Here is a 16103-nt window from a genome sequence, read left to right on the forward strand (position 1 = left end):
CCGGATGCGGGGTGACTCGCACGTCCGGTTCTTAGGGGGCGGTGGCGCAGCAATGCGCTACTGCTACCCGACCAGGTTCATGGCATCAACGGACATGGCAAGACCGTATTGAAGAAGCAGCTCAAGCGAGACCAAGTGCTTACCTTCTTCGCCAATTTGCCTGCGTGCCTGATTGGGATGGAAGCCTGTGGCGGCGCCCACCACTGGGCGCGCAAGCTGCAGGCACTTGGTCACACTGTCAGGCTGATGGCGCCACAGTTCGTCAAGCCCTACGTCAAGACCAACAAGAACGACGCGGCCGATGCCGAGGCGATCTGCGAAGCGGTCGCGCGGCCCAACATGCGCTTCGTGCCTCTTAAGAACGTCGAGCAGCAGGCCGTGCTGGCGATGCATCGGGTGCGCCAGGGCTTCGTCGGTGCACGCACCGCCCAGGCCAACCAAATCCGCGGACTCTTGGCCGAGTTCGGTCTCGTCGTGCCGCAGGGCCTGACCCACGTTTTCGGCCGTGTGCGCGAACTTATCGAAGACGCCAGCAATGAGCTGCCTGGCAGTTTTCGGCTGGTGATCGAGCGCCTGCTCGATCACCTCAAAGAACTTGATATCCAAGTCGCCGAGCTCGAGGCCCAGATCAAGGCATCGCATCGCAACAGCGAAGCAAGTCGCAAGCTCGAGAAGATTCCTGGCATCGGCCCGATTACCGCGAGCGCGCTCGTGGCTACGGTCGGGGACGCTAAGAACTTTAAGAACGGCCGGCAACTCGCGGCCTGGATGGGCCTCGTACCCGCCCAGTCGTCCAGCGGCGGCAAGACGACCTTACTCGGCATCAGCAAGCGTGGCGACACCTATCTGAGAACCTTGCTCATCCACGGGGCACGATCCGCCGTCAGGGCGTTTCAGAGCAAGCCGGATCAGCGCAGTAATCCATGGCTGCACAAGCTCCTGGGAAGACGGAACCTCAACATCGCTGCCGTCGCTCTGGCGAACAAGAACGCACGAATCGTCTGGGCACTGCTTGCATGCGACCGGGAGTACGAATCAGGCTTCTCGCCAGCCACGGCCGGCACAGCCGCGTAGCGACGGCAGACAAATAACGCATTCAACCAATCCGACCCTGGAGAACTCCCCCCAAAGATTGCTCAGGCAGATACGCAGATTGATGGCAGGATAGGTCAGACCGTGGCCGGCACAACCCGCAGGAAGTCAGGGCACCTCGAGTGCGCTCTGCTGATAGAGGAGCCGGCCAGCGGATTCCATCAGGGACCAGCGAGCATGTGCCCGACTAAGTCCGGATACATGGCTGCAATCCCCTTCTCACCGTCGACGACGCGCGAAGCTTGGCAAACCGGGGGCGTCCATACATGACTTCTCGCTCCGGCTCGACGCCGTTGCCCTTTCAGGCATGAGGCGAGATCTCCCCAGGTAAGAACGCACTCCTTCGCTGCGCAGCCGCCGGATTTACGCCGCCTCCCCTTGATCACGAGAACTTCGCGGCTTTTTGCCCGCTCGTCCTGGTCGGCACCGCCTTCTATCCGGTTCGTGTCCCTCGGCTCGCAGCTTCGCTTCACGCTTCCTCCCCACGATCGGTCGCCCTTTCGCAGTTGCGCTTCGCTTCGTTCGCTGTGATCAACTTACGGTGGGACTTGCACCCACAAGAGTGCGCCCATGCTGGGCGCACAAAACAGAAAGGACTGCCGCGGCAGTCCTTTCTCATGGGTAGCGTCGCCGTGAAGCTCAGCCGCCGTACATGGTGGCGCGTACGGCCTTGGGGTCGTAGCGCTTGAGCGTCTCGACCATGTCGCCGAGGGTTTCGCTGCGGCTATTGCCATCGTCCTCGATACGGCGCGCGCCGTTGTAGCGCGTGACCCAGTACGCGGCGCGCATGTCGTCGACACGGATCTTGCTGCCCGTGGACGGGGCATGCACGAACTTGTTGTCGCCGATATAGATGCCAACGTGCGAGAAGGTCTGGCGCATGGTGTTGAAGAACACCAGGTCGCCCGGACGCAGGTCGCTTGTCGCCACGTTGGTGCCGACACGGCTGATTTCGACAGAGCGGCGCGGCAGCATGAAGCCGAAGGTGTCATGGAACACGTAGCGAACGAAGCCGCTGCAGTCCAGGCCGGATTCGGGGCTGTTGCCGCCGAAGCGGTAACGCACGCCGATCAGGCCCAGCGCGTTCATGACCAGGTCGCCAGCCTTGCTGGCAACGTTGCTGGTGGAATTCACCACCGACGACAGCAAGCCACGCTTGCCTTCCGCATGCGAGTCCGCGGCCGGGGCCGTGGCATCGATACGGGCGTCGGTGTCCTTGAACACCGTGTCCGCCAGCACTCCATTCGACACAGTCGCACCGCAGGCAATGGCAATTCCGACGGCGGCGCGCGCCAGGGAATGAAGTACCGATCGCTGCATTGGTTCTCCCGTTGATCGTTTCCAAAGCAAGCCCCGGCACAAGGTCCGGGGCTGCTGGGTATCTGCGTACGGCGTGTGCACCACGCCGGCACTACGGGGAGGACATAACGCAACATCCGCGCCAGGCAGAAAGGACGCTTTTGCGTCACGCTCCGCCCGGCAATGGCACCGTCAACGTGCAGTGCACGATTCAATGCGCCGGAGACACCACCCCCAAAAGTAGTACTCGCGGGATGGTAAAGGGTTGTCATTCACATGTCAAAGTTCGTTACAAATTCGCCGGATTTGACTTGTGAATCAACGATATAGGCCGAATTTTGCATCCTGTTTATCGGATTGCGCATATCAAAACGCCGCCAGTCCGGCGGCGTGAAAAGCGATGCTGCCAGGCGCGCCGGTCAGGCCGCGCCAACCTGCGCCGCGGCCATCAGCTTGCGGGTATATGGATGCTGCGGCGCACCGAGCACCGCCTCGGTTTCCCCGGTTTCGACCACCTCCCCTGCCTTCATCACGATCACCCGGTGGGCCATGGCGCGGATCACCGCCAGATCGTGGCTGATAAAGAGGTAACTGAGGTTGTACTTGTGCTGCAGCTGGGACAGCAGCGCCAGCACCTGCTGCTGGATCGAGACGTCCAGTGCCGAGGTCGGCTCGTCCAGCACCAGCACCTGGGGCTTGAGGATCAGTACCCGCGCAATCGCGATGCGCTGGCGCTGCCCGCCGGAGAACTCGTGCGGATAGCGCCCCAGCGCGGTGCGGTCGAGCCCGACTTCACGCAGGGCGTCGATCACGCGCTCGCGCGTGGCCTCGCGCGACAAGCCAGGCTGGTGCAGCGCCAACCCCTCGCCGACGATCTGCTCGATGGTCATGCGCGGCGACAGCGAACCGAACGGGTCCTGGAACACCACCTGCATGCGCGAGCGCAGCTGGCAGCGATCCTTGCGCGTGGCGTCGTCAAAGCTGCGCCCAAGGAAATGGATAGTGCCGGCGCCCTTGCGTTGCAGCGCCAGCACGGTATGCGCCAGCGTGGTCTTGCCCGAGCCGGATTCGCCGACGATGCCGATGGTCTCGCCCTCGCGCAGCTGGAAATCGACATCCTTGACCGCCGCGAACTGGTCCTTGCCGAACCAGCCGGCCAGGCCGCGGCGCTTGCGCGCGTAGTTGACGCTCAGGTTGCGCGCCTCCAGCAGCACCGGTGCCAGCGGCACCAGCGGCAGCACCTCGCGCTTCGGGCGGCTGTCGATCAGCTTGCGCGTATACGGGTGCTGGGGCGCGGCGAATACCTGGGCGGTCTCGCCGGTCTCGACCAGCACACCCTTCTCCATCACGCCCACGCGCTGGGCAAAAGAGCGCACCAGGTTCAGGTCGTGGGTGATCAGCATCACCGCCATGCCGAATTCGGCCTGCAGGTCGCGCAGCAGGTCCATGATCTGGGCGCGGATGGTCACGTCCAGCGCCGTGGTGGGCTCGTCGGCCAGCAACAGCTTGGGCCGGCACGCCAGCGCCATGGCGATCATGGCGCGCTGGCGCTGGCCCCCGGACAGCTGGTGCGGGAAGCTGTCGAAACGGTGGGCGGCGTCGCTGATGCCTGTGCGCTCCAGCAGCGCGATGGCACGCTCGCGCGCGGCGCGGCGGTCCAGGCCTTCGTGCAGCGCCAGCGTTTCGACGATCTGGTTGCCGATGGTGTACAGCGGGTTCAGCGCCGTCATCGGTTCCTGGAAGATCATTGCGATCTCGGCGCCGCGGATTGCCCGCATCTCGCGGTCGGAAACTTCAAGCAGGTTCTTGCCTTCAAAGCGGATCGCGCCGTCGTAGTAGGCATCTTCCACCAGGCGCAGCATGGCCAACGCGGTCACAGTCTTGCCCGAGCCGGATTCGCCGACCAGCGCGTAGCGCTCGCCGGCGCGCAGGTCGAAGCTGACCTCGCGCACCGCGCGGGTGGCATGTTCGCCATGGCCGAAGGTGACGGACAGCTTGTCGACGCACATCAGCGTGGAGCCCGGGGCCGGAACGACGGCGGGCGCGAGGCCGGTCGCGGCCTGCAGCAGCGGCGACACTGCGCTCATGACGTGACTCCCGGCGCCGGCGCCGCCGGCGCGCCGGCGGGAACCTTGGGTTCGACCCGCCCACGCAGCGCGGCCAGGCCCAGGCGGGTGTCGAAGGCATCGCGCAGCGCATCGCCCATAAAGGTCAGCAGCATCAGCGTCACCACCAGCACGGTAAAGGTCGACAGCGAAATCCACCAGGCATCGAGGTTGCCCTTGCCTTGCGCCAGCAATTCGCCCAGGCTGGGCGTGGTCGGCGGCACGCCCAGGCCAAGGAAGTCCAGGCTGGTCAGCGCCAGGATCGCCGCGCTCATGCGGAACGGCAGGAACGTGATCACCGGGGTCAGGCTGTTGGGCAGGATATGGCGCCACATGATCTGCCCATTGGACAAGCCCAGCGCCCGCGCCGCCTTGACGTAGTCCAGCGAGCGGTTGCGGTAGAACTCGGCGCGCACGTAGTCGGACAGCCCCATCCAGCCGAACAGCGACAGCAGGATGATCAGCAGCGCCAGGCTGGGCTCGAAGATCGAGGCGAAGATGATCAGCAGGTACAGCTCGGGCATCGAACTCCAGATCTCGATGGCACGCTGCGAGAACAGGTCGAAGCGGCCGCCGAAGAAGCCCATCAGCGCCCCGGTCAGCGTGCCGATCACCACGCCGATCACGGTCAGCGCCAGGCTGAACAGCACCGACACGCGGAAGCCGTACAGCAGCCGCGCCAGGATGTCGCGGCCGCGGTCGTCGGTGCCGAGCCAGTTCTCCGCCGAGGGCGGCGCCGGGTTGGGCTCCTTGGCGAAGTAGTTCAGCGAGTCATACGAATACCGGTTCAGCGGGAAGACCGCAAAGTTGTCGTCAGAGGTGATGCGGTCGCGGATAAACGGATCGAGATAATCGGCCGGCGTCGGGAAGTCGCCGCCGAAGGTCGTCTCCGGATAGGTCTTGACGATCGGGAAGTAGTAGTCGCCCTTGTAGCGCACCACCAGCGGGCGATTGCTCGACAGCATCTCCGCGCCCAGGCTCAGCACGAAGATGGCGACGAAGATCACCAGGCTCCAGTAGCCGCGGCGGTTGCGCCGGAAGCGCTGCCAGGCGCGCTGGCGCGGCGAGGGCGAGTGCGGCAGGCCGTTGGGCACCGCGTGCGAGAAGGGTTTCATCGGTGCAGGCCCTCGAAATGGATGCGGGGATCGACCAGCACGTAGCAGACGTCGGAAATCAGGCGCGTGACCAGCCCGATCAGCGTGAACAGGTAGAGCGTGCCGAGCACCACGGGGTAATCGCGCCGCAGCACGGCCTCATATGACAGCAGGCCAAGCCCGTCGAGCGAGAACAGCGTCTCGATCAGCAGCGAGCCGGTGAAGAAAGCGCCGATAAAGGCGGCCGGGAAGCCGGTCACCAGCGGGATCAGCGCGTTGCGGAACACATGCTTCCACAGCACGCGGCGCTCGCCCAGGCCCTTGGCGCGCGCGGTCAGCACGTACTGCTTGCGGATTTCCTCAAGGAAGGCGTTCTTGGTCAGCATGGTCACCACGGCGAAGCTGCCCACCACCGAGGCGGTGATCGGCAGGACCAGGTGCCACAGGTAGTCCATCACCTTGCCCATCAGCGACAGCTGTTCCCAGTTGTCCGAGGTAAGCCCGCGCAGCGGAAACCACTGCACGAAGGTGCCGCCGCCGAACAGCACCAGCAGCAGCACGCCGAGCACGAAGCCGGGAATCGCATAGCCGACCAGCACGACGATGCTGGTGACCACGTCGAAACGGCTGCCCGCCCGGATCGCCTTGGAGATGCCGAGCGGCACCGATATCAGGTAGGTCAGGAAGAACGTCCACAAACCCAGGCTGATCGACACCGGCAGCTTGGACTTGACCAGCTCCCACACGCTGCGGTGCTGGAAATAGCTCTGGCCCAGGTCGAACTGGGCAAAGCGCTTGAGCATCAGGAAGTAGCGCTCCAGCGGCGGCTTGTCGAAGCCGTACAGGGCCTGGATCTCCTTGATCTTCTCCGGGTCGACGCCGCGGCGCCCGCGGTATTCGGCGCCGCCGCCGCTGGCTTCGCCGGCGCCGCCCCGCCCTTTCAGCTCCATCATCATCTGCTCGACCGGGCCGCCCGGGACGAACTGGATGACGACAAAGGTCAGTGTGATGACGCCGATCAGCGTCGGGATCATCAGCAGGATGCGCTTGAGCAGGTAGGCAAGCATCGGCCGGTCCTTGTTCCTTTAGCTAATCTGCACTGAACGCGTCAGCGCGCTTGCGGCTGGACGTCCTTGCGCCACCACTGGCTCAGGATCCAGCCTTCGGCCGTATAGAAATAGGGCAGCCGCTCCGGATACGCCAGCTCCTTGCGGTACGACACACGGTGTGACGCACTGTACCAGTTGGGCACGATGTAGTAGCCGTGCATCAGCACCCGGTCGAGCGCGCGCCCGGCGGTGATCAGCTCCTGGCGGGTATGGGCATGCAGCAGGTTGTCGACCAGCTTGTCGACGACCGGCGACTTCAGCCCGAACAGGTTGTCCGAGCCGGGCGTAGTCGCGGCCTCGCTGGCAAAACGGTCGCGCAGTTCGTTGCCCGGGCTCTGCGAATCGGGGAAGCGGATCGACACCATGTCGAAATCGAAGTCTTCCAGCCGCTTCTGGTACAGCGCAAAGTCGGTGGTGCGCTGGTGCACCTGGATGCCGAGCTTCTCCAGGTTGCGCACATAGGTGGTGATGACCCGGCTCATGGCACCGCCATCGTCCAGGAACTCGAATACCAACGGGTCGCCCTTGGCATTGCGCAGCGCGCCGTCGGTGTAGGTCCAGCCGGCCTGTGCCAGCAGGCGCCGGGCCAGGCGCAGGTTGTCTCGCAGCGACCGGGGCGGAGCGGTGCTGGGCTGTACCACGTCGGGGCCGAAAACCTCGGGCGGCAGTTCGGCGCGCAGCGGCTCCAGCAGCGCCATCTCGCCGGGGCCGGGCCGGCCGTCGAAGGTGGCGCTGGCGGCCAGCTCGCTGTTGGAGAACCAGCTGTCCAGCCGCTTGTAGGCGCCGTAGAACAGTTGCCGGTTCAGCCATTCAAAATCCAACGCCAGGATCAGCGCCTGGCGCACGCGCACGTCCTGGAATACCGGCTTGCGCATGTTCATCACGAAGCCCTGCATGCCGGCGCCATTGCGGTGCGGGAATTCGGTCTTGATCAGCTCGCCGTTGCGGAAGCGCGTGCCCTGGTAGCTCTTGGCCCAGTTCTTGGCGCGGTACTCGACGATGGCATCGAACTCGCCGGCCTTGTAGGCCTCCAGCTTGGCGGTCTCGTCCTTGTACAGGCGGTAGACCACGCGCGCGAAATTGAAGGTGCCGCGACGCACCGCCAGGTCCTTGCCCCAGTAGTTGGGATCGCGCTTGAAGATGATGCCGCGGCCGGCGTCGTAGCGCTCGATCAGGTAGGGGCCGCTGGTGATGGGCGGCTCGAAGGTCAGCTTCTCGAACGGCACCTTGGCGGTCCACTTCTTCGAGAACACCGGCAGCGCGCCGACGATCAGCGGCAGTTCGCGGTTGCGCTGCTTGAAGTCGTAGCGCAGCGTGCGCTCGCCGGTCACCACCACCGCCTTCACGTCGGTGCACATGCTGCGGTAGCCGGGGCTCGACGCCTTGCTCATCAGCATGTCATAAGAATGTTTGACATCCGATGCGAGCACCGGGTCGCCGTTGGCGAAGCGCGCCTGCGGGCGGATGCGGAACGTGACCGACAGCTCGTCCGGCGCGACCGTGACGTCCTCGGCCAGCAGGCCGTAGGCACTGGCGGTCTCGTCGGCGCTGCTGACCAGCAGCGACTCGAACATCAGCGCATTGAGCCCGGGCGCGGAGGTGCCCTTCAGCGTGAACGGGTTGAACTTGTCGAAGCTGGTGCGCCGGTCCGGATTGGCGAGCGTGAGCGTGCCGCCAGCCGGCGCGTTGGGGTTGACATAGTCGAAATGCGGAAAGCTCTCCGCATACTTCAGGTCCCCGTGCAACGCGAACCCATGCGCCGCCATGGCCGGGGAAGGGACCAGGGTAACCCCCGCCGCCAGCATGGCCGCCAGCCCGAACCGCAGTACCGCATCCCGCCGGAAGCACTGCCATGCCGCCTGAAGCGGCCAACGTGCTTGAATAGGCATCCCGTTGGATTCCTCCACTATGACCTCTGGGGTCCCGGCGTTCTGCGGCCGGGCCAAGTATGAGACAATTTTACATGCGTCCGGGGTGGCGCCAGCCATCCGGACATTCCCTCTGCGCGGCGCAATAAAACGGCCGCAGAACATCCAGGGCACGCGCACGGCCGCACGGCGGACGCAGGAAGCGTGCCTGATACACCACCTTGGAGAACTTATGGGATTTCTGGCAGGTAAGCGGATCCTTATCACGGGCTTGCTCTCGAACCGCTCGATCGCCTATGGCATTGCCTCCGCGTGCAAGCGCGAAGGCGCCGAACTCGCCTTCACCTATGTCGGCGAACGGTTCAAGGACCGGATCAGCGAGTTTGCCAAGGAATTCGGTACGGACATGGTGTTCGAGTGCGACGTCGGCAGCGACGAGCAGATCGCCGCGACCTTCGCCGCGCTGGGCCAGCGCTGGGAGAAGTTCGACGGGCTGGTGCACTCGATCGGCTTCGCACCGCGCGAAGCCATCGCCGGCGATTTCCTCGAGGGCCTGTCGCGCGAAGGCTTCCGCATCGCCCAAGACATTTCCGCCTACAGCTTCCCGGCGCTGGCCAAGGCCGCGCTGCCGCTGCTGTCGGACAAGGCCTCGCTGCTGACGCTGACCTACCTGGGCGCCGAGCGCGTGGTCCCCAACTACAACACCATGGGCCTGGCCAAGGCCGCGCTGGAAGCCAGCGTGCGCTACCTGGCGTCGTCGGTCGGCCCGCGCGGCATCCGCGCCAACGGCATCTCGGCCGGCCCGATCAAGACGCTGGCCGCCTCGGGCATCAAGGATTTCGGCAAGCTGCTGGGCCACTTCGAGCAGGCCGCCCCGCTGCGCCGCAACGTGACCATCGAAGAAGTCGGCAACGTGGCCGCCTTCCTGCTGTCCGACCTGGCGAGCGGCGTGACCGGTGAGATCACCTACGTCGACGGCGGTTTCAATATCGTCGGCGCGAGCGTCGCGGACGCCTGACGGCAGAACTGCCGGCCGCAGCGCCGGAATCGACAGGGGCGCCAGGGATGGCGCCTTTTTTTTGGCAGATTTTCCATTCTCGCGCGCGTCAGCCGGCCTTAGGCCAGCAGTTCGCGCACCAGGGCAACATGCTCTCGCCGCCGCAATCGCAGCGTGGCGGCATCGGCCTTGCCGAACACCAGCTGCCACAGCACCTGGTAGGCCACCGGCGCCAGCAGCAGCCACGGGTGGCGCGTGGCGACACCTGCGCGGCAGCTTCCCTCCGCCACGCCACGCGCCAGCACGCGCCCAAGCTGTGCCACCAGTGCCTCGACCGTATCGTGCTGCCATTGCGCGGTCAGGTGCGGAATGCGCGTACCTTCCGCCACCAGCAGGCGTTGCACCGCCAATGCCTCCGGCCGCATCAGGTCGTCGTAGATGCGGTTGACGAAAGCCTGGGCAAAGTGGCGCATGTCGGGCGATGCGGCCCACAGCGCGGCAAGGTCGAGGTCTGACGGGCTGAGCGCGCGACGCAACAACGCTTCGAAGATTTTGTCCTTGCTGCGGAAGTGGGCGTAAAGGCCACCTTTGGAGAGACCTGCGCAGGCGGCGATGTCGTCCATCCGTGCTGCCTCGAAGCCGCGCTCGGAAAACACCGCCAGCGCGGCGTCGAGGATCTGGCGGTTGCGCACGTCGGCGGGCAGGCGCTGACGCGCCGCTCGCGTAGCGGCGGCAGGATCTTGAGGGAGCGGGTTCGGCATGGCGGCAACCTTGATGCAATGGATTTGGCCTGGCCATGCCGGGGGCAACCGCTTCCAAGCAGTCCGGCCGCGGCCGGGTGCAGGAGAAGCGCCATGGCAGACATCGCTTTCGACTCTACACCGCCGGTTTGCGCCAAACCAGCGGGTAACTACCGACTGGCCGGTCGGTAGTTGATTTCGATTAAGCTCCCGGCGCGTCCTGGTCGATTACAGTGTTCCCTGTACGCAATTGCAGGGAAAAGACAATGACCACCATGGAACTTGTTCCGCTGCTGGGTGACCTGACGGCGTATGCGCTGGCGCCCGCCGCGCTCGGCAGCCTTACGCTGGTCGCTGTGATCCGTCGCCGCCGCGGCGCACGCCGGCCGGTGCCGGTCCGCAGCCAACGACTTGCGGAACGCCGCAGGACGGAGTAATGGGCACTCCCCTGCGTTCACCTCTCCACTCAGCGCCCTGGCGCCGCCGGCATCCGGCCTCTCCCCTCCTTGCTCTTGCCGCCGTCGCGCTGGCCGGATGCGTCTCGATGGCACCTCCGCTGGAGCGGCCCGCCGCACCCGTGCCGGCCACTTTTGCGCAGGCCGGCAGGATCGACACCCAGGCCACTGCCAGCGCCGCCACCGGCTGGCGCGAGTACTTCACCGATCCCACACTGCAAGCGCTGATCGAGCAGGCGCTGGATAACAGCCGCGACCTGCGCGCCGCCGTGCTGCGCGTGGAGGAAGCGCAGGCGCTCTACGGCATCCGCCGCGCCGACCAGTTTCCGACGATCGGCCTCGACGCCGCCGCCACGCGCTCGCGCACCCCGCGCGACTTCAGCCTGGCCGGCAAGCCGATAACGGCGAACGACTTCCAGGTCGGGCTCGGCATGACTGCATGGGAACTCGATTTCTGGGGCCGCGTGCGCAGCCTGAAGGACGCCGCGCTGCAGAACTACCTGGCCACCGACGCCGCGCGCCAGGCCGCCGCGACCAGCCTGGTGGGCCAGGTCGCCAACAGCTACCTGGTGCTGCGCGAGCTCGACGAGCGCATCGCGCTGACCGATGAAACCATCGCCACGCGCGCCGAATCGCTGCGCATCTTCAGCCGGCGCTACGAGCTGGGATCCACCTCCAAGTTCGACCTGACGCAGGTCGAGGCACTGTGGCGGCAAGCGCGCACGCTGGGCGCGCAGCTGGAGCAGGAACGCACCGCGCAGGCCAATGCGCTCGCATTGCTGGTCGGCGCGCCAGTGGATCTGCCGCCAGCGGGGCACCGGTTCGATGACGACCACGTTGTGCGCGACGTGCGGCCCGGCCTGCCTTCCGACCTGCTGGCCAACCGTCCCGACATCGTCGCCGCGGAGTACCAGCTCGCGGCGGCCAACGCCAATATCGGCGCGGCCCGCGCGGCATTCTTTCCGCGCATCGCACTGACCGGCTCGATCGGCACGGCCAGCCTCGAACTGGACAACCTCTTCACCGGCCCCAACCGCGCCTGGAGCTTCGGCCCGACGCTTTCACTGCCGATCTTCGACGGCGGCCGCAACCGCAGCAACCTGCAGCTCGCAGAAGTACGGCGCGACCAGGCCGTGGCGCAGTACGAGAAGGCGATCCAGTCGGCCTTCCGCGATGTCTCCGATGCGCTCAATGCGCGCGCCCAGCTGGCCCGGCAAGTCACTGACCTGCAAGCCACGCTGGACCTGCAGGCCGAGCGCGCGCGGCTGGCCAAGCTGCGCTACGACAATGGCGCCACGCCCTATCTCGAAGTCCTCGATGCGCAGCGCGACCTGCTCGCCGCGCAGCAACTTCTGGTGCAAACGCGCCGCGCGCTGCTGTCGAGCCGTGTCGCCCTCTACACCGCGCTCGGCGGCGGCGCAGCCGACTTCGCCGGGCCGGCGGCAGCCGGTGCTTCCGTTCCAACCTCTTCCGAGAGGCCCTCATCATGAAGGTCCAGGCCAAGAAACTCCTCCCCTTGCTCGCCGTCGCAGCGGCCATCGCCTCCGGCGTCTACGGCTGGCGCGCGATGCGCGACGACGGCCCCGGTCCCGGCTTTGCCAGCGGCAATGGCCGCATCGAAGCCACGCAGATCGACGTGGCCACCAAGCTGGCCGGCCGCGTCGACAGCATCCTCGTCAACGAAGGCGATTTCGTCTCCGCGGGGGCGCCGCTGGCGCGCATGCAGATCCAGACACTGGAAGCGCAGCGCGACGAAGCGCGGGCGCAACAGCAGCAGGCCATCAATACCGCGACCAGCGCCGAAGCGCAGGTCGCGGTGCGCCAGAGCGACAAGCTCGCGGCGCAGGCATTGGTGGCACAGCGCGAAAGCGAACTCGACGCGGCGCAGCGGCGCCTGGCGCGTTCTAGCACGCTGTCGCGCGAAGGCGCCTCGTCGATCCAGGAACTGGACGACGACCGTGCGCGCGTGCGCAGCGCGCAGGCCGCGCTGGCCGCGGCGAAGGCCCAGGTCGCCGCGGCACAGGCCGCCGTGGAAGCGGCCAAGGCCCAACTGATCGGCGCGCGCTCGGCAATCACGGCCGCCGAAGCTACCGTCGCGCGCATCCAGGCCGATATCGCCGACAGCCAGCTGACCTCGCCGCGCGACGCGCGCGTGCAGTACCGCATCGCCCAGCCCGGCGAAGTGCTGGGCGCCGGCGGCAAAGTGCTCAACCTGGTTGACCTGTCCGACGTCTACATGACCTTCTTCCTGCCGGCCACGGTCGCGGGGCGGGTGCCGCTGGGCGCGGAAGCGCGCATCATTCTCGACGCCGCGCCCGGCTATGTGATCCCGGCCAGGGTGTCGTTCGTCGCCAGCACCGCGCAGTTCACGCCCAAGACCGTCGAGACCGCCAGCGAACGCGAAAAACTGATGTTCCGCATCAAGGCGCAGATCGACCGCGACCTGCTCCAGAAGCACCTGAAGCAGGTCAAGACCGGCGTGCCGGGCGTGGCGTGGGTCAAGCTCGATCCCAACACGCCGTGGCCTGACAACCTCAGCGTCAGGGTGCCGCAGTGACCATGCCTGCAACCGGCCTCCCTGCCCCCGCCGCGGTCGCGCACCTGGCTGGCGTCAGCCTTCGGTACGGCGACACCGTGGCGCTGGATGGCATTGACCTGGAAGTGCCGGCGGGCCGCATGATCGGCCTGATCGGGCCCGACGGCGTGGGCAAGTCCAGCCTGCTGTCGCTGGTGGCCGGCGCGCGCGCGGTGCAGGTGGGCGCGGTGCAGGCGTTCGGTGGCGACATGCGTTCGCCGCGCCACCGCGACGCGGTGTGCCCGCGCATCGCCTACATGCCGCAGGGGCTTGGCAAGAACCTCTATCCGACACTGTCGGTGGAAGAAAACCTGCAGTTCTTCGCCCGCCTGTTCGGCCACGGCGCCGGCGAGCGCCGCCGCCGCATCGACGACCTGACGCGCAGCACCGGCCTGCACCCGTTCCTGGCGCGCCCCGCGGGCAAGTTGTCCGGCGGCATGAAGCAGAAGCTGGGCCTGTGCTGCGCGCTGATCCATGACCCCGACCTGCTGATCCTCGATGAACCGACTACCGGCGTCGACCCGCTTGCGCGGGCGCAGTTCTGGGACCTGATTGCGCGCATCCGCGGCACCCGTCCCGGCATGAGCGTGATCGTGGCCACGGCGTACATGGACGAGGCGCAGCGCTTCGACTGGCTGGTGGCCATGGATGCCGGCAAGATCCTGGCCACCGGCACGCCCGCCGGACTGCTGGCGCGCACCGGCACCGACTCGCTCGAGGCCGCCTTCATCGCCCTGCTGCCGGAAGCGCGGCGGCGTGGACACCGCCCGGTATCGATCACGCCGCTGGTCGCCGATGAGAACGCCGCGGTCGCCATCGAAGCGCAGGACCTCACCATGCGCTTCGGCGACTTCGTCGCGGTCGATCACGTCAGCTTCCGCATCCGCCGCGGCGAGATCTTCGGCTTCCTCGGTTCCAACGGCTGCGGCAAATCCACCACCATGAAGATGCTGACCGGCCTGTTGCCGGCCAGCGAAGGCAAGGCCTGGCTGTTCGGCCGCGAGATCGACCCGGACGACATCGATACGCGCAAGCGCGTGGGCTATATGTCGCAGGCATTCTCGCTGTACGACGAACTGACCGTACGGCAGAACCTGGAGCTGCACGCGCGGCTGTTCGCGGTGCCGGCCGGCGAGATTCCGCGGCGCGTGGACGAGATGGTGGCCCGCTTCGGCCTGGAAGATGTGCTCGACACCCTGCCCGCCAACCTGCCGCTGGGCATGCGCCAGCGGCTGTCGCTGGCGGTGGCGATGGTGCACAAGCCCGAGCTGCTGATCCTTGACGAGCCGACCTCCGGCGTCGACCCCGTGGCGCGCGACGGCTTCTGGCGGCTGCTGATCGAGCTGTCGCGGCGCGACCGCGTGACCATCTTTATCTCCACCCACTTCATGAATGAGGCCGAGCGCTGCGACCGCATCTCGCTGATGCATGCGGGACGGGTGCTGGTCAGCGATACGCCGGCGGCACTGGTGCGCGACAGCTGCGCGGCCTCGTTGGAGGCGGCCTTCATCGGCTACCTGGAGCAGGCCAGCGGCGACGGCCCGGCGGACGAGGCCGCGCCGGCCCAGGCACCGGCCCAGGCACCGGCCCAGGCACCGGACCACCCGCCGGCCGCGCCCGAGCCAGCCCCGGCCCGCCGCCCCCGCTTCAGCCTGCGCCGCGCCCTGACCTACATGTGGCGCGAGGCGCTGGAACTGCGCCGCGACCCGGTGCGCGGCACGCTGGCGCTGGTGGGTTCGGTGATCCTGCTGTTCGCGATGGGCTATGGCGTCGGCATGGACGTGGAAGACCTGCGCTTCGCCGTGCTCGATCACGACCAGACCGTGACCAGCCAGGAATATGCGCTGAACCTGTCGGGCTCTCGCTATTTCATCGAGCAACCGCCGCTGTCGGGCTATGGCGACCTCGACCGCCGCATGCGCAGCGGCGAGCTGGCGCTGGCGGTGGAAATCCCCGCCGGCTTCGCGCGCGACGTGCAGCGTGGCGCTGGCGCGCAGGTCGGCATATGGATCGACGGCTCGATGCCCTCGCGCGCGGAAACCGTGCGGGGCTACGTGCAGGGCATGCACCAGGGCTGGCTGCTCGACCAGATGCGCCACCGTTACGGCCAGAACGCCGTCAGTGCCGCCACGCTGGAAACGCGCTTCCGCTACAACCCCGACGTGCGCAGCCTGCCGGCGATGGTGCCGGCCGTGATCCCGCTGCTGCTGATGATGCTGCCGGCAATGCTGACCGCGCTGGCGGTGGTGCGCGAAAAGGAAATGGGCTCGATCACCAACCTGTACGTGACGCCGGTCACGCGCACGGAATTCCTGCTCGGCAAGCAGCTGCCCTACGTCGGGCTGGCGATGTTCAATTTCCTGCTGATGTCGCTGCTGGCGGTGACGGTGTTCGGCGTGCCGGTCAAGGGCAGCTTCGCCACGCTGACGCTGGCGGCATTGCTGTACGCCCTCTGCGCCACCGGCATCGGCATGCTGGCGTCCACTTTCACACGCAGCCAGATCGCCGCGATGTTCTTCGCCATGATCGGCACGCTGATCCCGGCGGTGCAGTTCAGCGGGCTGCTGGTGCCGGTGTCGTCTCTGGAGGGCCCGGCGCGGCTGGCCGGCGAGATCTATCCGGCGACCCACATGCTGACGATCAGCCGCGGCGTGTTCAACAAGGCGCTGGGCCTGCATGACCTTGCCGGCGCGTTCTGGGCGCTGCTCGCGGCGGTGCCGGTGATTTTCGGCGCCACCGCCACGCTGCTGAAGAAGCAGGAGACCTGAG

At 66.7% G+C, this 16103-nt stretch carries 12 protein-coding genes; 6 read left to right on the forward strand and 6 right to left on the reverse strand.

What is annotated here, in order from left to right; all coding sequences use genetic code 11:
* The first annotated feature begins 60 nt into the window (after positions 1 to 60).
* Complete coding sequence (locus tag J8I34_RS16695) at positions 61 to 1074, forward strand: IS110 family RNA-guided transposase (RefSeq protein WP_209806503.1); 1014 nt, start codon at positions 61 to 63, stop codon at positions 1072 to 1074.
* A 657-nt stretch (positions 1075 to 1731) separates the two neighbouring features.
* Here the strand turns inward: J8I34_RS16695 and J8I34_RS16700 are convergent.
* The 5 genes from J8I34_RS16700 to J8I34_RS16720 form a co-directional block, all read right to left on the reverse strand.
* The gene (locus tag J8I34_RS16700; protein ID WP_209806480.1) at positions 1732 to 2412 is read right to left on the reverse strand and encodes a C40 family peptidase; all 681 of its coding nucleotides are present in this window, start codon (positions 2410 to 2412) and stop codon (positions 1732 to 1734) included.
* 398 nt (positions 2413 to 2810) lie between these two features.
* On the reverse strand, positions 2811 to 4478 hold the full coding sequence (locus J8I34_RS16705) for an ABC transporter ATP-binding protein (protein ID WP_029046406.1): 1668 nt from the start codon (positions 4476 to 4478) through the stop codon (positions 2811 to 2813).
* A complete protein-coding gene (locus tag J8I34_RS16710) occupies positions 4475 to 5611 on the reverse strand; it encodes an ABC transporter permease (protein ID WP_209775793.1) in 1137 nt (378 codons plus the stop codon). Before J8I34_RS16710 ends, J8I34_RS16705 begins: the two co-directional genes overlap by 4 nt.
* Positions 5608 to 6657 (reverse strand): microcin C ABC transporter permease YejB, encoded by a 1050-nt coding sequence (locus tag J8I34_RS16715; protein WP_029046404.1) that lies wholly within the window; start codon positions 6655 to 6657, stop codon positions 5608 to 5610. The genes J8I34_RS16710 and J8I34_RS16715 overlap by 4 nt, the downstream gene beginning before the upstream one ends.
* Positions 6658 to 6698: 41 nt before the next feature.
* Positions 6699 to 8588: an extracellular solute-binding protein gene (locus J8I34_RS16720; protein WP_209775794.1), complete on the reverse strand. Its 1890-nt coding sequence runs from the start codon at positions 8586 to 8588 to the stop codon at positions 6699 to 6701.
* 211 nt (positions 8589 to 8799) lie between these two features.
* Here J8I34_RS16720 and fabI point away from each other — a divergent pair, with 211 nt between their 5' ends.
* A complete protein-coding gene (gene fabI / locus J8I34_RS16725; RefSeq protein WP_029046402.1) occupies positions 8800 to 9585 on the forward strand; it encodes an enoyl-ACP reductase FabI in 786 nt (261 codons plus the stop codon).
* 98 nt (positions 9586 to 9683) lie between these two features.
* Here the strand turns inward: fabI and J8I34_RS16730 are convergent, their stop codons facing one another.
* Positions 9684 to 10325, reverse strand: a complete 642-nt coding sequence (locus J8I34_RS16730; RefSeq protein WP_051320405.1) for a TetR/AcrR family transcriptional regulator — start codon at positions 10323 to 10325, stop codon at positions 9684 to 9686.
* 245 nt (positions 10326 to 10570) lie between these two features.
* Between J8I34_RS16730 and J8I34_RS16735 the strand changes: the two genes are divergently transcribed.
* Genes J8I34_RS16735 through rbbA form a run of 4 tightly spaced genes read left to right on the forward strand, consistent with a single transcriptional unit; the run spans position 10571 to position 16102 of the window.
* On the forward strand, positions 10571 to 10741 hold the full coding sequence (locus J8I34_RS16735) for a hypothetical protein (protein WP_156914338.1): 171 nt from the start codon (positions 10571 to 10573) through the stop codon (positions 10739 to 10741).
* Positions 10741 to 12249 (forward strand): efflux transporter outer membrane subunit, encoded by a 1509-nt coding sequence (locus J8I34_RS16740; protein WP_209806481.1) that lies wholly within the window; start codon positions 10741 to 10743, stop codon positions 12247 to 12249. Before J8I34_RS16735 ends, J8I34_RS16740 begins: the two co-directional genes overlap by 1 nt.
* A complete protein-coding gene (locus J8I34_RS16745) occupies positions 12246 to 13316 on the forward strand; it encodes an HlyD family secretion protein (RefSeq protein WP_209806482.1) in 1071 nt (356 codons plus the stop codon). The genes J8I34_RS16740 and J8I34_RS16745 overlap by 4 nt, the downstream gene beginning before the upstream one ends.
* Positions 13317 to 13318: 2 nt before the next feature.
* Positions 13319 to 16102 (forward strand): ribosome-associated ATPase/putative transporter RbbA, encoded by a 2784-nt coding sequence (gene rbbA, locus J8I34_RS16750; protein WP_209806483.1) that lies wholly within the window; start codon positions 13319 to 13321, stop codon positions 16100 to 16102.
* The last annotated feature ends 1 nt before the right edge of the window (position 16103 follow it).

This window comes from Cupriavidus phytohabitans, assembly GCF_017815025.1.
GTDB lineage: Bacteria > Pseudomonadota > Gammaproteobacteria > Burkholderiales > Burkholderiaceae > Cupriavidus.